This is a genomic window from Oribacterium sp. KHPX15, from assembly GCF_900107835.1.
Taxonomy (GTDB): domain Bacteria; phylum Bacillota; class Clostridia; order Lachnospirales; family Lachnospiraceae; genus Oribacterium.
Map to the genome: position 1 here is coordinate 45230 of NZ_FNRG01000023.1, position 26640 is coordinate 71869.

Annotated in this window: 29 protein-coding genes; 6 read left to right on the plus strand and 23 right to left on the minus strand. The window is 37.0% G+C overall.

Features of this window, described 5'->3' with window-relative positions; genetic code table 11:
- Window positions 1–233 precede the first annotated feature (233 nt).
- The 12 genes from BLV86_RS12860 to BLV86_RS12905 form a co-directional block, all read right to left on the minus strand.
- Window positions 234–638 carry a signal peptidase I gene (locus BLV86_RS12860; RefSeq protein WP_090818143.1) on the minus strand — a complete coding sequence of 135 codons (405 nt, stop codon included), beginning with the start codon at window positions 636–638 and terminating at the stop codon, window positions 234–236.
- Between the two features lie 320 nt (window positions 639–958).
- Window positions 959–1717, minus strand: coding sequence for a DnaA/Hda family protein (locus BLV86_RS12865; protein ID WP_090818146.1), 759 nt, complete (start codon window positions 1715–1717; stop codon window positions 959–961).
- Window positions 1718–1806: 89 nt separating this feature from the next.
- Window positions 1807–3123 (minus strand): AAA family ATPase, encoded by a 1317-nt coding sequence (locus tag BLV86_RS12870; protein WP_242873306.1) that lies wholly within the window; start codon window positions 3121–3123, stop codon window positions 1807–1809.
- Between the two features lie 264 nt (window positions 3124–3387).
- Window positions 3388–3561 (minus strand): hypothetical protein, encoded by a 174-nt coding sequence (locus tag BLV86_RS17915; RefSeq protein ID WP_175456552.1) that lies wholly within the window; start codon window positions 3559–3561, stop codon window positions 3388–3390.
- An 8-nt stretch (window positions 3562–3569) separates the two neighbouring features.
- Entirely contained in the window at window positions 3570–4100 is a 531-nt protein-coding gene (locus BLV86_RS12875) for a YqiA/YcfP family alpha/beta fold hydrolase (RefSeq protein WP_090818149.1), read from the minus strand.
- Between the two features lie 66 nt (window positions 4101–4166).
- Complete coding sequence (locus BLV86_RS12880; RefSeq protein WP_090818152.1) at window positions 4167–5285, minus strand: chromosomal replication initiator protein DnaA; 1119 nt, start codon at window positions 5283–5285, stop codon at window positions 4167–4169.
- Window positions 5286–5303: 18 nt separating this feature from the next.
- The gene (locus tag BLV86_RS12885; RefSeq protein ID WP_090818154.1) at window positions 5304–5864 is read right to left on the minus strand and encodes a 3'-5' exonuclease; all 561 of its coding nucleotides are present in this window, start codon (window positions 5862–5864) and stop codon (window positions 5304–5306) included.
- Window positions 5865–5911: 47 nt separating this feature from the next.
- Window positions 5912–6733 (minus strand): DnaB-like helicase C-terminal domain-containing protein, encoded by an 822-nt coding sequence (locus BLV86_RS12890; RefSeq protein WP_175456553.1) that lies wholly within the window; start codon window positions 6731–6733, stop codon window positions 5912–5914.
- Window positions 6702–6953, minus strand: coding sequence for a hypothetical protein (locus BLV86_RS17920; RefSeq protein WP_175456554.1), 252 nt, complete (start codon window positions 6951–6953; stop codon window positions 6702–6704). The genes BLV86_RS12890 and BLV86_RS17920 overlap by 32 nt, the downstream gene beginning before the upstream one ends.
- Before the next feature lie 118 nt (window positions 6954–7071).
- Window positions 7072–8223 carry a hypothetical protein gene (locus BLV86_RS12895; protein WP_090818160.1) on the minus strand — a complete coding sequence of 384 codons (1152 nt, stop codon included), beginning with the start codon at window positions 8221–8223 and terminating at the stop codon, window positions 7072–7074.
- Window positions 8224–8271: 48 nt separating this feature from the next.
- Entirely contained in the window at window positions 8272–8826 is a 555-nt protein-coding gene (locus tag BLV86_RS12900) for a 3'-5' exonuclease (protein ID WP_090818163.1), read from the minus strand.
- Between the two features lie 129 nt (window positions 8827–8955).
- Window positions 8956–9420 carry a hypothetical protein gene (locus tag BLV86_RS12905; RefSeq protein WP_090818166.1) on the minus strand — a complete coding sequence of 155 codons (465 nt, stop codon included), beginning with the start codon at window positions 9418–9420 and terminating at the stop codon, window positions 8956–8958.
- 228 nt (window positions 9421–9648) lie between these two features.
- On the opposite strand from BLV86_RS12905, the gene tnpA reads away from it, so the two are divergent.
- From tnpA to tnpC, 3 genes are all read left to right on the plus strand, one after another.
- Window positions 9649–9990 (plus strand): IS66 family insertion sequence element accessory protein TnpA, encoded by a 342-nt coding sequence (tnpA, locus tag BLV86_RS12910; RefSeq protein ID WP_090818169.1) that lies wholly within the window; start codon window positions 9649–9651, stop codon window positions 9988–9990.
- Window positions 9983–10363, plus strand: coding sequence for an IS66 family insertion sequence element accessory protein TnpB (tnpB, locus tag BLV86_RS12915; RefSeq protein WP_090818172.1), 381 nt, complete (start codon window positions 9983–9985; stop codon window positions 10361–10363). Before tnpA ends, tnpB begins: the two co-directional genes overlap by 8 nt.
- A gap of 111 nt (window positions 10364–10474) precedes the next feature.
- Window positions 10475–12118: an IS66 family transposase gene (tnpC, locus tag BLV86_RS12920; RefSeq protein WP_090818175.1), complete on the plus strand. Its 1644-nt coding sequence runs from the start codon at window positions 10475–10477 to the stop codon at window positions 12116–12118.
- Between the two features lie 140 nt (window positions 12119–12258).
- Here tnpC and BLV86_RS12925 read toward each other — a convergent pair whose 3' ends face one another.
- The 10 genes from BLV86_RS12925 to BLV86_RS12970 form a co-directional block, all read right to left on the minus strand.
- Complete coding sequence (locus BLV86_RS12925; RefSeq protein WP_090818178.1) at window positions 12259–13200, minus strand: hypothetical protein; 942 nt, start codon at window positions 13198–13200, stop codon at window positions 12259–12261.
- A 220-nt stretch (window positions 13201–13420) separates the two neighbouring features.
- Window positions 13421–14125, minus strand: coding sequence for a toprim domain-containing protein (locus tag BLV86_RS12930; RefSeq protein ID WP_090818181.1), 705 nt, complete (start codon window positions 14123–14125; stop codon window positions 13421–13423).
- A 189-nt stretch (window positions 14126–14314) separates the two neighbouring features.
- Entirely contained in the window at window positions 14315–15202 is an 888-nt protein-coding gene (locus BLV86_RS12935) for a hypothetical protein (RefSeq protein ID WP_090818184.1), read from the minus strand.
- 49 nt (window positions 15203–15251) lie between these two features.
- Window positions 15252–16460: an MBL fold metallo-hydrolase gene (locus tag BLV86_RS12940; RefSeq protein WP_090818187.1), complete on the minus strand. Its 1209-nt coding sequence runs from the start codon at window positions 16458–16460 to the stop codon at window positions 15252–15254.
- A 35-nt stretch (window positions 16461–16495) separates the two neighbouring features.
- Window positions 16496–17629, minus strand: coding sequence for a helix-turn-helix transcriptional regulator (locus BLV86_RS12945; RefSeq protein ID WP_242873307.1), 1134 nt, complete (start codon window positions 17627–17629; stop codon window positions 16496–16498).
- A 31-nt stretch (window positions 17630–17660) separates the two neighbouring features.
- A complete protein-coding gene (locus BLV86_RS12950) occupies window positions 17661–18497 on the minus strand; it encodes a DnaB-like helicase C-terminal domain-containing protein (protein ID WP_090818194.1) in 837 nt (278 codons plus the stop codon).
- 37 nt (window positions 18498–18534) lie between these two features.
- On the minus strand, window positions 18535–18870 hold the full coding sequence (locus BLV86_RS12955) for a hypothetical protein (protein WP_090818197.1): 336 nt from the start codon (window positions 18868–18870) through the stop codon (window positions 18535–18537).
- A gap of 5 nt (window positions 18871–18875) precedes the next feature.
- Window positions 18876–22091, minus strand: a complete 3216-nt coding sequence (locus tag BLV86_RS12960) for a PolC-type DNA polymerase III (RefSeq protein WP_090818200.1) — start codon at window positions 22089–22091, stop codon at window positions 18876–18878.
- A 96-nt stretch (window positions 22092–22187) separates the two neighbouring features.
- Entirely contained in the window at window positions 22188–22424 is a 237-nt protein-coding gene (locus BLV86_RS12965; RefSeq protein ID WP_139297923.1) for a hypothetical protein, read from the minus strand.
- A 177-nt stretch (window positions 22425–22601) separates the two neighbouring features.
- Window positions 22602–23261: an SEL1-like repeat protein gene (locus BLV86_RS12970; RefSeq protein ID WP_090818206.1), complete on the minus strand. Its 660-nt coding sequence runs from the start codon at window positions 23259–23261 to the stop codon at window positions 22602–22604.
- Between the two features lie 336 nt (window positions 23262–23597).
- On the opposite strand from BLV86_RS12970, the gene BLV86_RS12975 reads away from it, so the two are divergent.
- The 3 genes from BLV86_RS12975 (at window position 23598) to prfH (ending at window position 25917) form a co-directional block, all read left to right on the plus strand.
- The gene (locus tag BLV86_RS12975; protein ID WP_090818209.1) at window positions 23598–23792 is read left to right on the plus strand and encodes a hypothetical protein; all 195 of its coding nucleotides are present in this window, start codon (window positions 23598–23600) and stop codon (window positions 23790–23792) included.
- A gap of 370 nt (window positions 23793–24162) precedes the next feature.
- Window positions 24163–25311 (plus strand): RtcB family protein, encoded by a 1149-nt coding sequence (locus BLV86_RS12980; protein ID WP_090818212.1) that lies wholly within the window; start codon window positions 24163–24165, stop codon window positions 25309–25311.
- Window positions 25312–25326: 15 nt separating this feature from the next.
- Window positions 25327–25917, plus strand: coding sequence for a peptide chain release factor H (gene prfH, locus BLV86_RS12985; protein WP_090818215.1), 591 nt, complete (start codon window positions 25327–25329; stop codon window positions 25915–25917).
- Between the two features lie 241 nt (window positions 25918–26158).
- On the opposite strand, the gene BLV86_RS12990 is transcribed toward prfH, so the two are convergent.
- On the minus strand, window positions 26159–26512 hold the full coding sequence (locus BLV86_RS12990) for a cupin domain-containing protein (protein WP_090818218.1): 354 nt from the start codon (window positions 26510–26512) through the stop codon (window positions 26159–26161).
- Window positions 26513–26640: the final 128 nt, after the last annotated feature.

Consider the following 26640-nt stretch of genomic DNA (forward strand, 5'->3'; position numbering starts at 1 on the left):
TGAAGAAACAAGTTGAAAGCTGTTTGAGGTAAAACATAGACCACAGAAAACCATTGATTTTTTGAGTATTCTATGAAATAATAATTCTCGTAAATTACGTTAAGTAATTCGGAGAAGCACCGATACATGAGATCGGTCAAGGTGAGCTTTCGGGCTTGCCTTTTTTATTGCCAAAAAAGACCTCTGCTCATATAGGCAGAGGCTTGTATGTAATAACCCAATATAATCGGACATCAGATATCCTGAAGATTCTTAATTGCTCTAATCACTGGAGCGACAATATTTACCTTTATTACCACTTTTCCTTCGATATTGGTAAGCGGCACAGGACTAAAGTCCGTGGTTGAGTTGTTATCGCCTTTAAAAATGTAATTCCCATCCTCCGTAATATCGACTATCCTGTGTATGTATTCCATGCCTGTCGATGACTGGTACATGGCTATATCTCCGATACCCGGTTTTCTTTTTTCACTGTATGAGAATGGATTTACGTATACTATGGATCCCACCTGTAGTGTCGGCTTCATCGAACCTGTTTCTATGTATCTCACTTTAAAAAGGATTGTGATAATAAAAAAGAGCACAATGAGCGCAGTGAGCAGTTTGTCCCCGATATTCAATAACTTCTTTCTGTTCATTCTTTTAATGGCCTTTCCGGTATATAGATGCCTGATTATAATTTGCTTTCTATATTTATTATGGGGAGACTTTTGGCTATATCAGTTTTTATTGAAATTCTTTTGATTAATTTTGCAATTAAATACCAGATTTAAAAGAACCGATTCGTTAGCACAGAAATCGAGCGTAACGGATCGGTTAAATTATTTCAATCTTTGATTTTAAATCTGTTCACTTAAGCTGAAACTGGATTTAAAAATACATCAAGATGTCCTTAAATAATTGTTTCGGCACTTCATACGCTTGAGTCATCACCTAGTTTGCCAGACACATTTTTTCATTAACAGAACACATTCTTTAATATATTCTTTGCAGTTTCTAAGTTTATCACCGGCTTATATATTTGATAATATGCAGCGATACTGGTCATGACGCCTTCAATCTCAGCAACATCCGCATTGCAATTAGCTGATATGTACTTGAATACATCCTCTTCTAACAGTACTCCTTGTTCCTGTGCCTTCATTCTTATGATAGTTTCCTTAGATATATTGTTTGGAGCACGTAACTCTGTGACAAGACCCATTCCAAGTAATTTTTTCATGCGCGTGCTAAATCCGTCAAGTTTTTTGGGGGGCTTATCTGCTGATATAACCACTTGCATTTCATCCCTTATGAGAGCATCCACGGTAAACTCAAGTTCTCTTAACATCTTTTCGTTTCCAGACATAAGTTGGATATCATCTATAAGTAACACGTCTACATCCCTATATTTTTCCCTTATTTCATTTTCCTGAATATCATCAGAAACTTTACTATATTCATTTATAAACATCTCAGCTGTAATATACATTACATCCATATTGTTGTAATGATCACAGATATGATTGCCTATTGCATGCAAAAGGTGAGTCTTTCCTGTTCCGCTCTCCCCATATAAAAATAACGGATTATATACTTCAGTTTCGAAAGCTACAGACTTTGCGGCAGCAAATGCAATCATGTTTTCTTCACAGTTTATGAAGTTTTTAAATGTATACACCGCGCTAAGATGTGTGTTAAATGCACTTTTAGACGACATTTTATTATCATGTGACATATAGATTACTCCTCCTTTATAGGTGCAAAACTATTAACATTTCTTTTTACAGCAAATATGTCCAAAGATCTTTTTAGAATCGCTAGTTATTATTTTGATTCCCATTGAAAGATTCTTCTGATATCGGAATACACCAACGTTGTCTTTGCTAATAATTCATCTTTTAGCTTTTCGAGCAAATCGCGATTATTTGCAAGTATTCGTTTAGCTTCCATGTAATTCTTCTCCATGAGAATAGCCATGGCCCGGTTTCTGTTTTCAGCTACAAAATCAGGGTTCATATCTTCTATCCAGTACTGAAATCCATAAATACAATTATTGTCAACAAGACAGCGTGCGTTAGAAAAAGCGTTGTGCAAATCAGAATTTGAACCCATATCTGTTTCGCCATATATCAATTCAGTTGCAGCCCTGCCGCCCAGAGACGATTTCAATATGTTTTCGTTATACTCTAAACTGAAATCTTCTTTCTCATCGGATCGATAATACCTTACAAAACCATAATTCCCATCATTAGTTTCTCTGATAGATATAATACTTACGCTACCGGGATCTAATACTTCCGAGATAACCGCGTGACCAGCCTCATGATAGGCAATCTTTTTTCTAGTATCTTCTGACAATGATGCACTTTTTTCGGGTGCTTCAAAGATTACGTCTAAACATGCATCTATGATATTATGCATTTCAATGTTTTTCTGTCGATTGAAGGCCGCTTTCATAGCTGCACTATTTATGACACTTTCCATCGTTGCACAGGATTCTCCTATAAGCATTCTAGCAATATCTATCTCATCTATTCCGGTTGTCAGTGCTTTCTTCGCAAGATAATGCTTAATGATATCAATGATTTCTTCATATTTTGGTTTCCGAACTCTTATAAGTTTTCCGAGTCTTCCCGGTCGTATCAATGAATCGGGGATTTTCCTAATATTATTTACTGTTGCGATAACAAAGATGTCCATTCCCTTAATTTCATCTATACATGATTGCACAGTAACCAGTTCCTCGGCGTCTATCGCTGATTCGCATTCCGGATCGTACTGATCAGAAAACTTATCCATATCATCAAGCAGTATGACCGATGGGACATTCCTTTTAGCTTCCTCAAAAGTGTCGGTAATAGTTTTTACAAACTTTCCATCTGACGCCTTCTTTCTACATACAAATACCGTTCTGTTCAGTGACTTAATCAGACATTCAGCCATTGTTGTTTTTCCAGTTCCAGGTTTCCCACAGAGGATCATACCTTCGTTAATACCTGCTCCGAGTTTCTCATAAATGTCCGGATTGTTGAGCATATCACTTATAAGTCTTAATTCCCTCTTTATGTCTTCATATCCTACGATCTCACTAAAGTAATCTTTCATTTGATTTGCATCCTTTCGGTTTTTATTTAAGTTCATCTTGTCTCCTTACACTCACATAATAGAAAAAGCAATGTGCCTTTTTTGGTACATTGCTCACTTTAAACCATTATTTTTCTTTGACCTTTTTTGACTTATAGCCGTATCTTTTTCTTTTAGTCAAAACCGCATATGTAATGTTCACTACAGTCATAATGTACCTTCGGAACATCTTTCAATCCAAATAAATTCATGATCTCTGGAATATATTCCTCGGAAATATTCGGATTCATGTAAATGACAGGTTCACCCTTACTGTTAAGCTTACTCTGCCCCTGGGATAATAATTAAACGGTTATTGCATTTTCTTGGTTTAACATGACACCACAGAAGCTTATGATTGTAGTTATTACCGGACTTAGCGATACCAACACTTGAACTATCATCATAAGGTACTGCAAGAAGTTCTTCATCTATCAGCCAAAATACACCTCGCATAAAACCTTCTATCCTTCCTTCATAAGCGACTCTATTTCTTTAAGTAACAATATCTCGTAGGATTCTCTACGAAGTCGATGTGTGCCAGATACCTCATATATTTTAGCCTTTCCAACCACTCCCTTCGTGATGGAATGATCTATAACTTCATCCGCATTCCCAAGAATATAGATTCCATTTTCCCAATTTTTCTGATATTCCCGGTTCCTGCTCTTGAAATACTTCGCTTCTCTAAAACAATAATCCGGAGCCAGATTTCTCAGACTTATAGAGGGATTTACACACGGATTAGTCGCTATAAATGGCAAATTGTATTTCCCTGATATGATATTTGCGAAGTAGCTACCATAGGAAGTAGCAACTATCATATCCACTCGATATACTCTTGCAGCTGCCAAAAGAAAATCTTCAACGTCAGTAGCGGAACAATTATCATAGTCTATTGAAAAACTGATCACTGTGTATCCCGCATCTTGTAAGATTGAATAATTAGTGTTTTCAGGTGATCCGGCGTAACCATGTATATTAAGGATATTCATATTCTTTCCACTCCTTTTAGTCACTTAAGCTCTTCAGAGACTTATTTGAATACATTATCATTTATCTTAATTATTATTTTCAGAAACGATGGATTTGAGTACATCTTTTGCAGCATCTAGTGAAATCATATATTTTGATAGTTCCGAATAAGCAACTAAGCTTTTAATCGATCCTTCAATCTCGCTAACATTTGAATTACAATTGGAAGCAATATAATCAATGACATCATCCCGTAAAAAAATCCCAGCTTCGCGAGCCTTTGTTCTTATAATGTTTTCTTTCATGTCCTTATCTGGAGCGGATATTTCAATAACTAAACCCGAATTGATAAAATTACGTATGTGCTCATCCATTTCCTTTATATCTCTAGGAGCCTTATCGGAAGATAATACTATCTGCTTATTCATTCTATCTAGTGTATCAAAAAGATGAGCAAATTCTCCTTCTGAACCCTCCATTCCTGCAAAGAAAGGAATATCATCTAACAACAATACATCAACACTTCTATATTTTCTTCTGAATTTTTGGGAAGAGCCTTGTTTTATTGAAGTAATGAATTCATTGATAAATGATTCTGATGTACAATAAATAACCTTCTTATTTGGATCTGTCTCACTGATTGCATTACCTATAGCCTGCAAAAGATGTGTTTTTCCATTTCCATCCGGTCCAACAATACAGAATGGGTTGAATCTATTATTTCCTGTCGCAACTTCTTTTGCAGTTAAGTATGCAAACATATTACCGTCACATACTACAAAATTATCAAAGCGATACATTGAATTTATGCTTGTTTTATTATTTACAGCTATGGTTATTTTCTCTAAATAATCATTTGTAATAAAACGTATATCTATGGGAATCTTGTAACGTTTCTCTATAGCATCTTTTAAAAACGATGAATACATTTTCTTTTCTAGGATTTTGATATATCCTTGTTCTGGTACTATTACCACTAATTCATTATCTACTAAGTCGCATATTTTTAAAGGCTTAAGCCATGTATCAAATGAGACACAAAGGAGATTGTGATCTTTTTTGATATCCTTAAGAATCATCTCCCAATCTTGTATTATCCTGTCAACACTCAGTGTTGTTTCTCTTTTATCATTATTTTTCACTTCTTGAATCTCTGCGACATTTTTCTTATCGATATTAACTTGGTTCTCTATCTTAATCCTCATGCAATGTTTCTCCTTATATTAATGACAATCCTGCTCACCATCATACATTTTCAATAGTTTAAGAAATACCTGTACCGTGCATTCTGCACGATCAATGGTTCTGTCACTTTCGTACAAAATATTCAGCGCGCTTGCCACTTTATCAAGCCCGAATTTTTCTAATTCGGGTAACAATACTCGGGACATTGTCAGTGTATCAATATATGAAATATCTACATCTAAATCCAAATCTTTTCCCGCATGTTTTAAAAAACTCATACTAAACTCAGCATTATGTGATACTAGAACAGATCCCATACAGAATGCCATGAATTTTCGAATTACTTCTTCACAGGGAGGAGCATCTTTTAACATTTCATTGGTGATCGAAGTCAGATTTGTTATTTTTCTTGGAATTACTATCCCTGGATTTACTAAAGTCGAAAAATGGTCAATCCTTTTGCCATTTACAATTTTGACTGCGCTGATATCAATTATCTTATCTTTTTCAGAGCTAAACCCTGTAGTTTCGATATCTAATACTACATAGGAATCATTAACTGTTAGACTATTAAAATCTTCAAATTTATGTAATTTCATAAAATATCTCCGTTTATCACTCTATAATCCTTTCCTGAAAGCGGATTCTATTCTGCATCTGAAGATCTCATACCTTCATAGTCCTTGAACTCACTTTTTCGGGAATCCCATTCCAAACACACCTTTCCATTTCCTCCGGTTCCTCGTTTTAGAAACATTATTTCAGTCAGATTATGAAATATAGAATCTTTATTGTAATAATCTTCTCTATACATCATCATTACAGTATCTGCTTCTCTACCTATTATTGTTTCCCTAAAATCTGACATCACCGGGTGTTTGTCTTCTCTAGTCTCAGGGGCTCTTGATAATTGAGAAATTACTATCACTGGTTTATTTAGCTCATTTGTTAAACTTTTGAGTTTCCTGATTATATACTCAATTTGCTTTGTTCTACTTATTGTTTCATCTGGTGCAGAAATAAGTTGAAGATAATCCACTACAACCAGATCAACACCCTGCATTTCTTTCAACTGAAGGCATATTTTATAAATATCATCAACCAATATCCCTGGAGTATCATTAAGCATAAGTCCAGAATTAGCTAATACCGTGGCATTGCTACATAAATCATCCCAATGGTTATCGTTTATCCTTCCGGCTATAAAGTCCTGTAAATCAATATCTAACTTACTGGCAATAAGTCTTTTTACTATCATTTCTCTAGACATATCTAAAGAAAAAAACATTACTTTTTTTCTTTTGTCTAAGACCATATTTTTTACCGCACACAAAGCAAAAGTTGTCTTACCCATACTAGGTCTTCCGCCAACAACTATCAAATTGCCGTTAGGCAATCCTGAAATCATCTTATCGACATCTCGGAATCCGGTTATGTCATCTATGCTTTTCTCTAAATAATCCTTCATATCTTGCCCTTTCTGTTTGTTCTTTAGTACATAATAAAAAAAACGATGTGCTATTTTTAGCACATCGCCTATAATCTTCCACCAACTGTTCTTTGAATGTAGCAGAACAACTATCATAATCGATTTCAAAGCTGATTACTGTATATCCTGCCTCTTTCAAAATTGAAAAATTAGTATTTTCCGCTGAACCAGCATAACCATGAATGTTAAGGATATTCATATTCTCTCCTCTCCATTAGCTTTTGATAAACGCTTTCTAAATCATATAATAAAAGAAGCAATGCGCGGTTTTCAGCACATTGCTCCCCATAATTTTTAAAAACCATTTCCAAATGTTTTTACTTAATACAACAGATATTATGCTTCATAGTAATCGGGGTCTCATCATCACAACAAGCATTTTTGACGAGCCATATCTCACATCCGACCTCGTTGGCTTTATCAATTATGTCATTTCTATTATCCTCAAAATACTTGATAGCTCCTCCTTTTTTATCCCATTCAACCACAGTATTATTTTTGTCATGATACTTTGAATCTGTCAAAACAAGAACATTTTTTATCTTAAGTCGCTTCGATAATCCTTCAAGACCAGTGGTCTTTGTAATATCTCCGATGGCTGAATATTGTTGTAGCATGGATTCTGCTTCAGCTTTTCTTTTATTAACGAGTATATCCGTTTCCATGAACTCCTTCATTTTTTCTAGATGACTCATGATACCGGATTTTCCATTACAACTTTTATATAAAGATTTGATTTCCCCAAAAATCAGATATGATTCATTTGTTTCTGTATCTAACTCAATCCCTATAAAATCTGGCTCATTCTTGACTACGACATTCTTCATAACATCGGAATGAACGCCCATGGATTTCAATTCATCATCTGTTTTTCCAATAAACATTTTATTTAACTCTTTTTTGTTTGGCAGCTTCTGATGATATTCCAGATCATAAACATAAAATCCTTTAGTCAAGCACTCATAAGTATGGAAGTCTCTAAAGAACTTATGCTGCCATCTTTTCTCTATCTGAGGTGTCCCTTTAAGAGGATCAAAACAGAAATCCATGATGTCCTTGAAGATCTGCCACAATCCATCATTTATATCCTTTTTTGAAAAAGATTCCTTTATCCACTCTATCTCGCCGGTATTTTTAAGAACAAAACCCTTCCCATCCATTTCTAATCGCTTCAGATACTCCATTCTATCAGGCATGAGTTTAGCATGATTAAAATTAAAGCTAACCCTAAAGTTGCCCTTATCCGCAGGAGTAAGCTTCCAAACCAGATGATTTAGATAATATATTTCGATAGCATTATTATTTCCTCTAAAACACACATTAAGTTCGTCATCATGTCTTTTTACAATATGAAGGAAACTATACAAAGCCCCTTCTTTATCGGAAAACTCTTTCAATAATTTGTGGCTGATAGCTCTACTATCCTGCATCTTTTCCAATGCGATTGTCTGATATTTATTAAGCTTCATTTTATTTATGACCTCCGTTGCTTGATCCTTAAATAATGTCCATTATCATTAGTTACAATCCTGTCTATCTTTGCGCCTTTTCAATAATTTTAGAAATACTTGTGCAGTGCATTCTGCACAATCAATGGTTCTATCACTTGCGTAAGAGATATTCAACGCACTTGCCACTATATCAAGCCCGTATTTTTCTAAATCAGGCAACAATGCTCGGGACATTGTCATAGTATCAATATATGAAATATCTAAATCTAAATATTGTCCCGCTTGTTTTATAAAACTCATACTAAATTCAGCATGATGTGATACTAGAACAGATCCCTTACAGAATCCCATTAATTCTCGAATTACTTCTTCACAGGGAGGAGCATCTTTTACCATATCATTGGTAATAGAAGTCAAATTTGCTACTTCTCTTGTAATTACTATACCCGGATTTACTAAAGTCGAAAACTGTTCAATCATTTTGCCATTTACAATTTTGACTGCGCTGATTTCTATAATTTGATCCTTTTCCGAATTGAGCCCGGTTGATTCTATATCGAATACAACAAAGGAATCCTTAGTTAAAATATTGATGTATTTTGAAACTTGCTGCATTTTCATGTTTTTTCCCTTTACCCAATATGGCTCTGCTTTATACAAAATTTTATTAATATATAATTTCTAGCATTGCTGTAAAAATCTTACCGAATTGTTACTTCTCCTGGCTTGGTATGAAACAATGATATCGTATTAATTCTCACAAAAATTGAACTCCTTATCTCTGCACGAACTAATGGTTAGACATCTTATAATTAACTTCTCAAAATCGAGAGAAGCATGTATTTTATAATATTTTGATATTTGCTCATATTTTGTTGCTTGCTCATCTTCCTCTAGATCTTCAAATCCGAAGTAAACATCAATATAAGCCTTTATATAAAAACATAGACCGATTGAGGCATTGTTTTCGTATGCTCTATTTGTGTCCTTCCATGAATATGGAAGCTCATCCAGAGAAATATCTTTAACAATATAATTATTTAACTCTATCCCCTCCGGAATTAATACATTACAAATACTTTTTTTCTCGATATTACAATTGACACAATCTCTTTTACAATTTATATCATATTTAAACTGTTCCGGATTTTGTCTAATATATACGTTTAATAAATGAGAAAAAACCGATTTTTGCTGGTTGCTTAAACCACTCATACACATATACCTATTTTGGATTATAAAAATATTTCTGTTTTAATCTTAAATATTGTAATTATCGCTACAATTACTTTGAAAACTTTGAAATAATGTAAACGGTACAAAATTTACCGTACTTTAAAACCTATCACAATCCTGAGATAATAATCCCAAACATATTTTGAGAGTTTTCACAGTCTCAATTGTTACTGTGAAAACTACCAAAAGGATTTGGAGGCATTTCTCATGGATCAAGTTACCAATAACGTCCGTCGCAACAACTGGATTGCAATGATCCAGGATCAGAAGCAGAGCGGACTTACTGTATCTGCCTGGTGTAAGCAGGCAAACATCAGTACAAATTGTTTTTATTATCGTCAACAAAAGCTCAGAGAGGCGGCAGCAAGTGCCATCCCTCAGCTTGTTGAAATAAATGCTTCTGAATTAGCAACACAGGTAGCTGAAGATGAAGCACCGAACCTTGACAATAAAACAGCATTTATAAGCTCCGGCTCTGTGTCCATCGCACTGACCAATGCGGCTTCAGCACAGCTTATTCAAAACATACTGAGGGCAATCAATGCTTAACGATGTTGATCCAAAAAGTTTCGAACACATTTACATCGCTTCAGGATATACGGATCTTCGTAGAGGTATTGATGGACTAAGCGCAATCGTTGAGAATACACTCAAGCTGTACCCCTATGACAGGTGCCTTTTCCTGTTTTGCGGGCGCCGTAATGACAGGATCAAGGGACTCCTGTGGGAAGGCGACGGTTTCCTGCTTCTTTACAAACGTCTTGAGACCGGCAAATTCAGATGGCCCAGAACTCCGGCAGAAGCCAGGGAACTATCTCCACGTGAATTTGCAGAGCTCATGGATGGCATGAGACCTGATAAAACTCAGGGTATCCCAAAGGTATATCCGGCATCCATAAAAAACGCTTTAAAAAGTGTATAACCATCATCTTCAAGAGGCCAAAAAGCCTTGAAAATCCACAACTTTTGCCAGCACTCCACATCTTTGGCCTAAGCTCTGTACCTTGCTGTTCTTTAGTGGTAAATTTACATCATGAGCGATGAAATTAAAGAATACACAAAAGAACAGTTGCAGCATTTTTCAAACAGTCTACTGGTTGAGATGGTCTATACCATGCAACAGCAGATAGCTGCCCAAAACAGAAAACTGGATGAGCTTACAGAGTATCTAAACACTCATCTTGATCACAGGTTTGGCCGTCGTACAGAAAAGCTTGACCAGATAGATCACCAGATGGAATTCTGCTTCAATGAAGCCGAGATAACCATTGTTGACGCCTCTGAAGCCGAGCTCCGTGAGCCTGAGATCGAGGATATCAATCCTTCACAGCCATCCGAGAAGAAAACATCGCACAATCGAAAGCCTCGTGAGGTCGGAAAGCTTGACGAGCTTCTTAAGCCATTCCCGGTAGTCAATGTCCCACATAAACTCGATGAGTCAGAACTTCAGTGCAAGTGCGGAGGCACTTATACTGAAATCGGCAAGAAGACCTATCGTCAGCTTGCATTCCATCCTGCATCCTTTGAGGTTGAGGAACATACCGTCTACACATACAAATGCAATTCATGTGGTACGATTATCACAGCACCACATCCTATAAAGCCATTTGATAAGAGCGTTGCATCGCCGTCATTACTTGCCGGCATCATGACAGCGAAGTACGTCAATGCTGTCACCTTTATGCGTCTGGAGAAGACTTTCTCAGAGCATAGCGCTCTTCTGACAAGGCAAAAGATGGCGCACTGGATGATCAATGTATCTGATCTGTATTTTTCACAGATCTATGACTGCCTGAAGCAAGATCTGCTCACCTGCAACGTGGTTCATGCAGATGAGACTACGGTCAAAGTCGCCAAAGACGGCCGACCGGCCGGATCCACCAGTTACATGTGGGTCTACACCAAGGAGGCAGACCAGCATCCGGTTGTCATCTTCGAATACCAGAAGACCCGGGCGCATATCCATGCAAAGGAATTCCTTGAAAATTATCACGGTTTCCTATGCTGCGATGGTTATGATGCATACCATCACCTTGGTGAGTCGATCGTTATCTGTGGGTGCTGGGCGCATGCCAGACGACACTTTGCCAATGCAGTAAAAGCTCTGCAGGGCAAACCGGCTTACAGCGATGAGTTAAAGATTTCTGAAGAAGCTCTTCAGCGCATCGCCTCTCTGTTCCGGAAAGACAATCAATGGAAGGATCTTTCTGAGGAAGAACATCTGCTGAAAAGAACAGTGGACCTCAAAAAGGACCTTGATGATTATTTTAACTGGATCAGAAAACAGGTTGAATCTAAAAAGGCAAGGCCTAAATCCGAAACAGGTAAGGGACTTACATACAGTTTAAACCAGGAAGTATATCTTCGTGGCTTTATAAGTAATGCCCAAGTTCCACTTGATAATTCGGAAGCTGAACGGAAGATCCGCAATTTCGTCATTTCAAGAAAGAACTTTGTGATGATCGATTCCTTAGCTGGTGCTCAGTCAAGTGCTGTTTTATTTTCAATGGCTGAAACAGCCAAAGCAAATGATCTGAAGCCGTATGCTTATTTCGAGTATATCCTTCAGGTACTGCCGCAGCATCGTGATGATCCAGAAGATCAACGGCGACAGTTCATAATTGATAACCTGCTCCCCTGGTCTCCAAATTTACCGGAGTATATCAGGAAGAGCTAATATTGCTCGACTCGTCTATCGACGGGTCGGGGATTTTTTTTCGACTACGTCGATTTTGAATCGTTTACGAAATAATAATACAATAAGTGATGCGCTTTTTTTGGCACATCACTTATTTATTACTCGTTTCAGTAAGAATATTATTTTTGATTATCAAACAACAGTCTTTGTGTTTTTCTTTCAGTCCATTCAACAATTTTGCAGTTATAGTTGTTCCCTTGGATATGCATATTAATAATTCCCTCATGCTCTTTATAATAATCCACAGCTGAATCAGTAAGTATAATCATCATCTCGAAATTATTTAGATCTTCTGGATCAGGAACATTCTTAGGAGGATTGTGCAGTTTCAAACCCTTGTAAGCTGAAATAATGTCATGGGCCTCTTGCTTTCTATTATTTAAATATGGACTCTCATTTATATAAAGTTTCATTCCTTCTAAATGCTTTGTTAAGCCGCTTTTTCCATCTTCACATGCTTTCCATTTAGACTTAACCTCGATTAAAACTATGGCCTGAGGTTCACCCCCTGAATACCTAACAGCAAGCATGTCTGGCTCGTTTTCAAGCTTATTATTTTTCTGCTTAAATTCCAAATCATAGACATATAATCCATCTTGAGATTCGGTTAGAGTTTCAAACAATTCTTGTTGAATTCTCTTCTCCCGATATTTCCTGGAACCGAAATACTCTTTTATTGCACCTACCATTATGTTGTATGTACTATTTACAAAGTAGTCGTCAAAGGAATTTTTAACCACATAGGGATAGGACTTCGCATGCTCACTTTTTGTAATAAAGCACAGCGGTTCTTGCTGCAACTTTTCTAATAACTCACTTCTTTGCAACCCTTTAACATGATTGGCACTAACCTCGATCTTATATCCACGCGCATATCTGGATATTTTCCATACGACATGATTATTATAATAAATCGTAACAGCTTCGGGAGTATTGTTTCCTCTAAATCGCAACTGTAGTCCACTATTTTTTTCTTTCACCTTGGCTAGAAAGGGACTTAAAGCTCCCTTTTCTAAAAATGCTTCCAAGAATTGTTTGCTAACACTTCTATTATCATTCATTGTTCTTGCCTCTCTTTATCTCTAAATATTATATATGTTATTCTTATTACCAGATTTCAATAAAACTTATATGCTTGACCTATAGTATCTTCAATTTTCTTGGTTTAGTGACAAGGGTATCATTAGTTGTTTCTCCATGATCCATTATTATTGATGTTTCTTAAGTACATAATAAATAAAGCGATGTGCCTTTTTTAGCACATCACTTTAATCTTCCGTGTTATGATGTAACAGTTTTCAATAATCCCTCAAATGCGGTTTTACCCGCTTTTGTAATGTATTCTAGAGGATCACTATAAGGAGACAAGTCTATTTGTATCCCTCGAAGACCTTCTTTATCAAGAATATCCTTTACAACTGAAGCTGCATTTCTGCCGTATTTATCATTATCATACGCTATAATCACATCCTGTTTATATTTTTTAATTAAATTTGCATGCTCAGTAGTAAATTCTAATCCCAAAGGTTTAACCGCCATATCATATCCTGCCTGATGTAGGGCCATAACATCCATATACCCTTCGCAGAGAATCATGTAATTTGCTGAGGAATTTTTTGCATGATCCAATCCAAACACATTGCTACTCGAATCAAAGACTACATTTTTTCGTGTGTTTAGATATTTTGACATACACTCATCATCTACGCTTCTTCCGGAAAACCCAATAACCCTATTTTCATCATCTATTACCGGAATGATGACTCTATTCTGAAAAGTATCTTCGATACCGTCTTCATCATTCTTTTTAGCAAGTCCTGCTTCGATTATCACATCATCAAGGTATCCCTTGCCATTAAGATAATCTACAAGTCCTCTTTTACCTTCTCCGGTATATCCCGGTCTGAAACTATCAATTGTTTCCTGAGTGAGACCTGATTCATTCAAACATGCGGAGCCTGTTTTTCCTTTATCAGATCTAAGCACCGAGTAGTAATACTTTACTGCTTCTTCATTAATGTTATATAAATCATTTCGCTGATTTTTTGTCCCATGCCTACTTCCTCCAATACAGTTTTAAGATACTTTGTATGTATTTACCATCCAAATCTAAGCCCAAATAAACAGAGCTGTTTGTTAATTCTAAATGATTTTATTTAAAGTTTTATTCCTAAGTTATCCAATTACCACTTTATTATTCTCAAACCTGTACCATATCGGTTCTATATCTAACTCTTTCGTAAGCTTCCGTAAATTAGATGAAGGATTTGCGTACTCTATGAACTGTTTCTGATCTTCTCCTTTGTATAATAAAGGGGATTTACGCCATTTTACTTTTTTATAATCAGGAATATTTAAATTAGGATAGTATTCTCTTAGATTTTCGGTCACCTTTTCCTTATTCAACATTTGGTAATATGTATACACTTCGAGAACTGCCCTTATTAAAGGCTCGGGACTATCCTTTATTTTTAATTCTAAAATAGTAAATTGATTGTTATCATAAGAGATTAAATCACATTTTCCTGGTGAAAATAAATGATCATTATTTAATGGATTCCGTATCCCAAAAGGATAACTCTTATCGCTCTTATTATATTTATCATTAGAAGAAACCTTCAATAGTGATAACGTTCCACCTATCGGCATTTGATAATCCAATATATATCCGAGATTCTCTATTTTATCTGGATTTTTAATTTCTTTTTTAGATCGTCCTTGCTTAAAAAAATGCATGGCAAGCAGATCCTCGGATAGAGAGTCTATGGGTGTATCGTCCAATTTCTGTCTTTCTTTCAAGCCGACAGGATATCCATCCCTTGTATCTATTCTGTATTCCTTATCTTTCCAACCGCGTTCTGTACGTAAATCTTCGCCAGCGTAAGTTAACTCAGTAGGTATTTGACTCAAAAGATTCTTGTTATTGAGTAAATAATCACATAATTTGTCACCCTCTTGAAAAAGATTGAAGTTGTCAGTTTTAAGCATCCTATATAAAACCATAATTGATTTAGGATTATCGTTTAATAATTCCTCTATTTTTGTTTCAGATTTTTTATGCATGACTGTTATTATCCTTTGATTGTTCTTAAATCACAGCATAAATATTACTCTACACGATAATATCAACGCTCTCATTTTTACCTAATACAATACTTTCGCCATCTAATAAAAAAAGAGATTTTACATTCTTAGGAAGTGTAATTATTTCTCCAAATTTTTCTTCGACTGAAGTGTGATGAATCATAAGCTTAACTGGCTTAACTGTTTTAACAACCTTCTCTAAATCTTCACTAGTGATGTGCCCAGAAACATGAATAGTCTCCTGGTTTTTAGCAATATCAAGAATTTTCTTAACTCCCGGTAACGTCCTGTAACCGCTCCACATGGAATAGATAAGAATCGTATCATCTGGGTACTCGTCAAAATAATTTTTAACAATCTGACAGAACTTTTCACCGGTTCTTACAACCATTCCGAATCCGCAATTTTCCATCTTATCTTTAAGATAATCGCTATAATACAACACCTTATGTGACTTGTACTTATCTTCCCTTTCTTCATCCGCTATTTTCAGAATTCTCTTCTGATAATCATCGGTAATAACATATTGACCATAAGGAACCTGTCTTGAGAAGGCTGAAATCCTGTCTATATTTGAGGATGACGTAAACAGAAAGACGTACTTGTACTTCTGCTTTAACTCTTTAAATCTATTCTCGACATCCTTTTCATTCTTATAAAAACCCTTATAGTCATTAGTAAGATTTGTTCCTTCAGTGATCATGAGATCGATATGTCCCATTTCCCTGAAGGTCTTTTCCATTCTTTCAGCATGATAACCGTGCATTCTGTAGTCCCCGGTAATAAGGATCCGCTTACCATGACCTTCAATTAAGAACATCAGAGAATCTATCGCGGAATGATCGGACTCAATCGGAGTGATCTTCAGATCTTTTATGATTACAGGGACACCATATTCAAGATTCCTTGCACTGTCAGCCCAGACCTCCTGTCCATGGCATTGCATATGCTGTTGCTGTGCCAAGAGCAGTTTCCTTGCTGTTTTTTGCATATACACAGGTATCCCGGCTTTTATACTCGGTATTTCCCCCACATGGTCACCATGATAATGTGTCAGGAATATCGCGTCACAATCGACTTCTCCTTTAGTTATCCCTTCTATACTCAGGGGATTCTGGTCACCCTCATCTTCTAGAGGGGATCCAAAATCAAAAAGTATCCTTGCTTCATCTGTGGCGACTTCCGTGCATACTCCGCCGATCTGTCTCATTCCCCTGTGTGGTATTACTTTAATCATCTTTCTACACTCTTTCACTTACTTTATGCCGGATTTTAGTCCTTATATTTCTTGTAAACACTTAGTGATGCCTGCTTTATTCGGGATCTCATGCTTTCCGGTTCCAGGACCTCTATATTCTGCCCGAACTGCATTGCCCAATAGAAAAATGCCTCCGGATTACATTTTAGGTCCACATAGATGTCGCTGCCCTCACCAAGCTCTACCCGGAATGTTTTACCGAAACTGTCTATCAGTGCATCCATAAGCTTCTCATTGGTCCGTAACCTTATATGCTCACTTTCCCCGGAGTACATATAAACACGCTCCGCAATATACTTCGAAATATCAAGGCCGTTCTCCAGTCCTTTGACTTTTTTCATAGGTTTCCGATTATCATCAAGTATCTCAACATTAGCTATACGATCCAGTCTGTAATGAGATATCCCGTCATGTTCATCGTAGTTACCCAGAAGATAATACTTCCCTTTGTTACTGATCATCTGATATGGGTTAACAATGTACTTGATATCCCGCTTCGGATGCAGCTTAAAGTCGATTCCATATTGGAGATATGAAAAGCTTATCTTCTTGCCCTTAGAAATCGCAGTATCTATCACTGCTATCGAAGTCATTACATTTTCATTCTCTGCATTTTTTCCGCTGGACGTGCAATGTATATGCGCTACATGGGACTTGAAGTACTTGTTTGAATGCTTTTCAAGCTTCTTTACAAGAGAATGAGCCTCTTTGTCAGTTATGGCTCCTGAAGTAAAAATACTGTCTATCAGGATCCTTAACTCTGCATCCGTATATTCCCTCGTCCTAAGGTAATATCCTTTCTCTGCAGCGATGTCATATCCCATTTCTATGAGAGAAACGATATTGTTTTTTATGGCTCTTCTTTCGCAGTCCATTCCATAATTAGTTTTCAACAGATCTATAATATCCTGTTGTAGGAGCCTGTGGTCACTGTCAGAGTATTCCCTCAGGATATCCAGTATAAGTATGTTTAACATCTTCTTTGTTCCGGTACCATACATATTGCTTTCCTCGGCTTGATAATATTTCGTGGTACGTATTTTCTTTATACCACGATCCAATGTGCGTTTTTTAGCACATTTACCTCTAAGCAATATCGGCTGATTCTTGTTCTTTATAATTGAGTCATAATCATAGGTTCTTTCCATATGTACTATTATTCAAATGGTGATGTACCCTTTATTTTTTGCCTATTTCACCAGAGTCATAAAATGCTGCATATTCAGGCTCATAATCAAGAGATGTGAAAATACCACATATATTTTCACTTCTTGCCGGATATATTTGAGCGTATTTCGAATTGGCTTTTCGGTCATAATAGCTGGGTCTGTACAACAGAAAAATCACATCTGCATATTTGTCCAATGCAACATGAGATTCAAAATCAGCCATCTTAGGATAATGCCAGAGTCTTCTTTCAGTCGATCTTTTCAGTTGAGACAACACAAATACCACGCACTGCATATTCTCGGCTATTTTCTTTAATCTACGAATTATCTCTTCCTGCTCATCCGGTTTATTTATAAAATCTGAATGTCTGCATTTAACATCTTGCAAAAAATCCACAAAAACATAATCCAATGACTGCTTTTCTCTGATTTCATTACACTTATTGGCAATATCTTCGATGTACTGAACCGGAGTATCATCAATCCATAGAGGCGAACTCCCAATAGCCTTTGCGCAATCATCAATTCTCTCGTACCCAATCTCACGAAAAATATCCATCTCTCCATTTATACATATAAGTCTCTTTAAAAGTGACTCTTTAGAATTCCGATTCGTAAAATATGCGCAAGCATAATTGTCTCTGATACATATTTTATTAAGCATTGATAAGGCAAATGCCGTTTTTCCCATGGCCGGTCTGGCGCCAAGCACTACTAATTGTCCCTTTTTATAGCCCCCGGTCATATCATCTAATTGAGAAAAGCCGGTCTCCATTTTCCCTTTTTTAGGATCTAACATATCTTTTGTAACGCTATCTAACAATTTATCATCAACTTCATATAACATTTGTCACTACCACCATTCTGATTGATTTTGAATCGTACTAATTTGTTCTATTCCTTGACTTTTGTATTCCGCCGCCTTCGTCCTTCTTTGTAACGATCCCTTCAGATCTATCGTTATACTTAACAGCTTCTTTTACCCACTTATCGTAATAAGCGTCTGACTTATGACCATTAAAAGAGCCATAGCCGCCACGGTCTTTATCTATCACCGTAATCCCATAGTCTCCGGTTTCATCTTCAGGAACTTCTTTTTCGAACTTCAGTACTTCATCTTCTGTGTATTCAAGCCCGCAAGCCTGGCAATATACTTTATCGGAATCCGTATATTTTAAAAAATCACTCCATCCGCAGCATGGACATACCAATTTCTTCATAAGCACTACTCCATAAAATCAAAAATACTGAGTTGTTTCGGATTTGGTAAATCTTTCAATAATCCAAGACGTAGCAGAGTATCTATAACCATCTGAGAGCATTTTGTTCTTTTCTTAAAATCACTTATTGATGAGAAGGGTCTGATCCGGAGTTCATTAACAATCATTTCCCCCGCCTTTTCACCCAGCCCGCAGATGCTTGAAAAGCTTGGCATTACTCTTTCTCCAACAATCGTAAAATTTGATGGATGAGCCATTTTAAGATCTATAGGTGCTATCTCAATATTCCTTGCATACATCTCTTCAGCTACTCTTAATGCGGTATATTCATCACTTTCAGACGCTGTTAGATATTTTTTGGACCTGTATTCTGCCAGATGTTCCTCTAAAACATCATGACCGCAAAACATCTTTTCGTAGTTAAGAGAGTTTGCTCTTATGGAGAACCATGCAGCATAAAATGCCTGTGGATAATAGATCTTAAAATATGCAATTCTGCAGGCCATCATTACATATGCTGCAGCATGTGCTTTTGGAAACATATATTTTATCTTCCTGCAGGAATCCATATACCACTCCGGAATACCGGCTTCTTTCATAGCTGTTTCCATCTGACCTGATAAGCCCTTCCCTTTTCTGACTGATTCCATTATTCTGAACGAAGTGCTTTTATCTATGCCCTTCTCTATAAGGTAAGTCATTATATCGTCCCTGCAGCATATACATGATCTTAGTGTTGTGATCCCTGAATAAATAAGATCTTTGGCATTCCCCAGCCACACATCCGTGCCATGCGATAAACCTGCTAACCTTACAAGATCAGAAAACATCTGTGGCTTGGCATCCAGGATCATGCTCATTGCAAAATCTGTTCCAAATTCCGGCAGTCCTATAGTTCCGACCTTAGTGCCGCCTATCTGATCAGGAGTAATGTCAAGTACATCAGTACCCTTAAACAAAGCCATAACCCTATCATCGTTAAATGGGACATCGATAGAGTTAACCCCCGTAATATCATTCAAAAATCTAAGCATTGTCGGATCATCGTGACCAAGCAAGTCAAGTTTTAAAAGATTATGGTCTATTGAATGATAATCAAAATGGGTTGTGATAAAATAGCTGTTACTATCATTTGCCGGGTATTGTAAAGGTGTAAAGCTATATATGTTCTCTCCTTTGGGAAGGATTACGATTCCACCTGGATGCTGCCCGGTGCCGTTTTTCACTCCTTCAAATCCATCGACAAGTCTTTGGATTTCAATGGATCGTTTTGATATCCCCTTTATTTCCAGGTATTTCTTCACATACCCATAAGCTGTTTTGGGTCCTAGCGAACTTATGGTTCCGGCTTTAAAACAGTTTCCCTTCCCAAATATTTCTTCAGTATATTTGTGTATTGTGCTTTGAATCCTGCCTGAAAAGTTAAGATCAATGTCAGGCTCTTTATCTCCATCAAATCCCAGGAATATTTCAAATGGTATATCAAATCCATCTTTCCTTAATGGAGTTCCGCAGACAGGACAAATCTTATCCGGAAGATCATACCCAGATCCGCCCTTGACCATGGCAACATCTTCACTTAAAAAATCCGAATATTTACACTTTGGACACAAATAATGTGGGGGCAAAGGATTTACTTCAGTTATTCCTGAAGCAAATGCAGCAAATGACGAGCCGACAGAGCCTCTTGACCCTACAAGGTAACCTTTCTGTACAGACTTCTCAACTAACTTACGAGCTATAGCATATAAAGAAGCATATCCATTACCGATGATGGAATTCAGTTCTTTCTCTAATCGGTCTTCTACTATCGTGGGAAGCATATCTCCATAAAGACTATGTATCTTCTCATAACAAACGTTTCTTAGTGTCTCATCACTGTTTTTGATTACCGGCGGACACTTATCGGGTCTGACTGGAGAAATATGCTCACATAGATCCGCTATATGGTTGGTATTTTCTATTACAACTTCCCTTGCTTTATCTTCTCCAAGGTACTTAAACTCTGACAGCATCTCATCGGTAGTTCTGAGATATAAGGGAGCAGGTTCTTCATCCATTCCTTTAACAGTGAGTATCACTTCTCTCAATATCCCATCTTCCGGATTCAGATAGTGAGCATCACTTGTTGCAACAACGGGTTTTCCATATATTTCGCCAAGCCTTACTATCTCCATATTTATTGACCTGAGATCATCTTCTGATTTTATATTTGTATATTTTTCATCCGGTATCATAAAGTAATTGTTAGATACAGGTTGGATCTCAAGATAGTCATAGAAATCAACTATCTTTTTTATCTCAACTTTATCCTCACCAGCTAATATTGCCTTATACAACTCACCGGCACAGCAAGCCGAACCGATTATTAGCCCATCCCTATAATTTGCCAGCAAGCTCTTAGGGATAAGTGGTTTTCTATAAAAATAATTAAGATGTGATTCACTGATAAGCTTATAAAGATTTATTCTTCCTGTCTCGTTTCGAGCAAGTATAACTACATGACTGGAGGGAAGATGTTTTATAGTATCTTTTCCCAGTCCTTCCAGATCTTTATCATTCAATTCATTCCCGTAATCATCAACAAGATATCCCTCAACCCCCAGGATAAGTTTGAATTTATCAATATCAGAATCCTTATGTTTATTCTTATAAGAGCAAATATACTGATACCCCTCGGTTAACGCTTGAACCACGGCATGATCCGTAATGGCTAATGCCGGCATCCCCCAGTCATATGCCTGTTTTATAAGATCGCTGACATCTGATACTCCGTCTAGGGCACTCTTTTTTGTATGGCAGTGGAGCTCTACTCTCTTTTTTTCTGAATGATCCTTTCTTATAGGATTATTGTTTGGCATGGTCATGATACCGGTTATCTTCTGGAGACATATCTCTTTATCATAGAAATCATAAACAATACTTCCCTTAATCCTAAGAAACGCCCCATCTCTTATATATTGTTCCATAGCCGGAATTTCCTTGTTCGTAATAAAGAGCTTAACCTTTATACTGTCCTTTAAGTCAGTGATGCCGAATGTCAATAGAGCTTTATCGTTTCTGATTGGCCTTCTCTCATAGCAGAACACACGACCTTCCACTATTACGGACTGCATTTCACCATATATTTCTGAAACAGGTATCGCTTTACCTTCAAATCTTCTTCCATATACCAAGCTAGTATTTACCGACACTTTATGATCTTCATTCAAAGCATTCATTTTATGAGCCCCTTTCCTGTGCGAACATGTCCTTATTTATGCCAAGATTATAAAAAAGACGATGCGCTGTTTTTAGCGCATCGTCCTAATATGATCTCATAAATAATTAACTGCTCTCTTGATAAAAAGATGTCCTGGTTTTTTCCATTCATTAAATACTATTTGCTTTGTTAAATCATCCAATTGTCCATCATAGGTCCTCTCCATATATCCTCTGTCCAGCTTTTTTTCATCTATTTTCGCCTGTTTTAAGAAGATTTTGGCCCCATCAAGTGCACATACGTAATACTCTTTTTTAAAAGCATAACGCCTTATACGATTTCTGACCGACATAAAATCATCCCAATGTTTTAGCTCATATTCGAGGCACTTGACTGCTTCTTCAAGTATATATTTCGCCAGAGTAGGATTCTTTTCGGTGCCGATTCCATACAAAACACATTGCCCTGTAAGATACTCTGTTACCCCATTGTAGGTAAGACCTGTATTCTTTAAAATTGCGAATGCTGACTACGGCATATACTCTTTTAATTTGCCTTCCAAAATCAACTTTGCAATCTCAATACGTGTATAATCCACCTTTTCTTCGTTTATACTACATACAATCGTCTTTATGGCAATCATTAATGGGTCATTTCCTGAATATTCCTCTATTTCCAGATTCAGGTTAGCATATGTCTTTCGACAGTATTCATCACAGTCAAAAATCATCCCTTCCTGATATAAATGCTCTGATTTATAAAGGTCACGTTCACATCCAATGCCCTGACTATAGCAATCCGCCAACCATCTAAAACTCTTTACGTATCCCAACTCAGCAAGTTGATACAGATATGGAAAAGCTTCTGGATTTACTTCTTCCTTATCTGTATCAATATAATTCTCCATTTGATAAATAAGAGCTTCCAGTATGCCATGTTCCGCACAGACTTTATAACACGCTTCTATCTCATCACGATTTGTAAATGTACTATATCCTTGCAGTTTTTTTGCTAATTTAAAAGCAGTCTCGTACTTTCCGTCAGATAAAGCCGAATGCATGGATTTTACGCAGACTTCGATAGCTTGCTCATACATATTGCTTATTTCATTTTCAATACTTAAAATCTCTAAGTACCTATCAAAATATTCTAAATCTATGTCATCTTCGCACTCATCTTTAATCATCATTCAAATCCTTACTCTCTTTAATATATCTTGCTTTATTTTAATCCTCTTGGTTCATGTCTCTCATCAGGAGCAATCTTATTCATTCTTGATACAGAACATATTATTAGCAAAAACAATGTGCCATTTTCGGCACATTCTCTTTGTTAACATCATGTTGTTTCTACTTAACCACTTAAATCAATGGAGATGCTAATTATGGAATATAAGATTTTATATATCCTTACAGTAAGATGTACTGAAGATAGTTGAGAGGCGGATCTTGAATGTCACAAGATTTTAGATGTCAATGAAAGCGACTTTTTTATTCAGAATAAAAAAATACCAAGGAAAAGCATGATGGAAATCAAAGATGACATGATTCTTAGAGTACCTTTTCTTATTAAGGAATCTGCAATTATATGGTTAAGAGAGATTTTTATCGATATACAAAAGAAAAAGGGCGCTGAAGCTTTGTACGAAGCAGCCAGAGAGGAATGGCTAAGAATTATGCTGCCAAAATACGACACAAAATGGTTTACCGGGGGCAAATAGGTAGAAAAATGGCGCGAAGAAATGAAAAGCCTTATTGAAAAACTGTGAGTTACCTTGAATCTCGCTTCGAAAATTCTGTGATATTATAGGTATATAGCATTAACCCACACCTAAAATAGCCAGTTGCAATATCCTTAATATGTGTTAACATCTATCTCAGTAACATTTAATTCGATTTTCAGAAAGGAGGCCATCATGACTAAGAACACTTTAACAAACTTAAACGCAACCCGAGGGATGGTTATCCTTTTTTCTGTAATTAAGTAGGCATATTCTACCTATATCTACAGTTTCATAGGATGATCAACACCTCTTTATTTGGGAGGTGTATTTTTATGCCCTTCCGTGCTTTTAACGAAGGAAATCAACTATGGAGATAATCAAAGGAGCTTTTTCAGAAGCTCATGTTTTCACTACAAATAATACCGACACTGCCCTTGATCAGTATGCAAGAGCCCAGCTTCAGATGATATGTGACAACGAGTCATCAAAAGGGTGCTTAATAAGAGTAATGCCGGATGTTCATCCCGGAAAAGTCGGAACTATTGGTCTTACCATGACTATCGAGGACCGCATCATGCCTAATCTTATCGGAATCGATATAGGGTGCGGTATGACACTTGGTAAGATCAAAGGAAAAAAGATTGAAGGGCAGAAGCTTGACACTGTAATCAGAGACTGCGTACCTTCTGGTTTTAACATCAAGAGAAAGCCACATAGGTTTGCAGAAGACTTCGACTTTTCGGATCTTTATTGTTCATCACATATAAGGACCGATAAAGCAAGACTCAGTTTGGGAACATTAGGCGGCGGCAATCATTTCATCGAGGTCGATAAGGATACGGACAATGATCTTTACATCGTAATCCATACCGGAAGCAGACATCTTGGAAAAGAAGTGACTGAATACTACTTAAATGAAGGACAGAAAGCCTTGAAATCAAAAGGAATAGATGTCCCATATGAACTCACCTGGCTTGATGGAGAACTTAAAGACTCTTATCTTCATGACATGCAGATAGTTCAAAACTTTGCCAGCCTTAACAGACAGATAATCCTTGATGAACTTGTAAAGGGAATGAAATGGAAGGTACTGGAGTCATATGAGTGTATCCATAACTATGTAGATGCATCGTCAGAGACATTAGCCCTATTCAATTCACCGATCATGAGAAAAGGTGCCATTTCTGCAAAGAACAATGAGAAAGTCATCATTCCTGTCAACATGCGTGACGGTATCATTCTCGGAACAGGACTTGGAAACAAGGATTGGAACTGCTCTGCCCCTCATGGCTCAGGAAGAATCATGAAACGTGAGGATGTTAAGAACAGCTTTACAGTTTCCTCTTTCAAGTCGGAGATGAAAGGTATTTATTCAAGCTGCATCGGTAAGGACACCTTAGATGAAGCACCGTTTGCATACAGACCGGTCACGGACATAACTGATGTGATAAACGCTACCGTAAAGATCGATAAGATTATAAAGCCGGTATATAACTATAAGGCCGGTGGAGAATAATGAGGATTTTAAAATATGATAATACAGATAAGTTCCGGACAGGGACCGGCAGAATGCGAGCTCTGTGTCACAAAGCTCTTTAAATCCCTGAATAAAGAATATGATGATCTGGAGGTGATCAGCCAACATCCTTCAAAAACCAAGGGGTGCTGCACTTCTATAATGTTTAAAACAGAAAATGACCTTTCAGGCCTTGAAGGAACCGTTCAGTGGATATGCCAGAGTCCTTTCCGACCTGAGCACAAACGAAAAAACTGGTTCGTGGATGTAAGTATCATCCCAGAGGTTGACGAGATATGCAAGGATCAGAACATTCGATTCGAGTGCTTCCATTCCGGCGGAAACGGCGGACAGAATGTCAACAAGGTCGAGACCGGTGTACGTCTCACACACATACCCACCGGTATCACTGTGACATCAACAGCAGAAAGGACTCAGCAGCTTAACAGAAAAGATGCTCTCCAGAAACTTAACGCCATCCTTTCGGAAAAGGAGGCAGAAAACAAAGCAAAGCAGACCAATGATGCCTGGCGTGAGCATACAAGGATAGTCAGGGGAAATCCGGTAAGAGTTTATAAAGATATGGGATTTAATCGAACTGAATAATAATCATAGAAAACCGGCTAGAAATCAAATCTAGCCGGTTGGTTTATTATATAAAGATGATAGCGTGCATATTACATGATCATCGGTTTTCAGAGGGTTACCGACAGATTTGGGGGCTGCCGGTCAGAGTAGTATGAAAAAAACTTCTATAGGGTATCAGATGTTCCTCATCTGATGAATTTATAATATCACCCTATGCTGAAAGGAAACTGAAACTTGATATTTTTTCTGCTTTTTTGATTTAGTATACCACGGCATCATCTGCAGTGTAGCCATCGATTGAACCGGCCTTAACCTGGATACATGCGTAGCTAAGCTCTGAATCATCAGCCGCAAAGAACTGTCTCTTTCCTTCTGGTGAAATCTTGACTACATCGCCCTTTGCAATTTCAACATCCTCTCCATCTATCGAAGCTTTGCCCTTTCCTGAAAGGATGATATAGATCTCTTCATTCTTCTTATGTGAGTGTACAAAAGGAACACTTGCTCCGGCAGGAAGATGATTGATGCTTATTTCCGCTCCTGTCAGCCCCAGTACATCATGAAGCTCTGTTCTTGGATCCTCAGTTACATTTACTTTTTTAAAATTTGACATATTGTTTTCCTCCATTTGTTTGCTATTTGTTTTTGTTTGCTGTATCATCATTTTATCTCTAAGAATCATTTAAACAAGTACGAACATTTATAATACATAGTTACATTTATGATACTATTACGCATTTT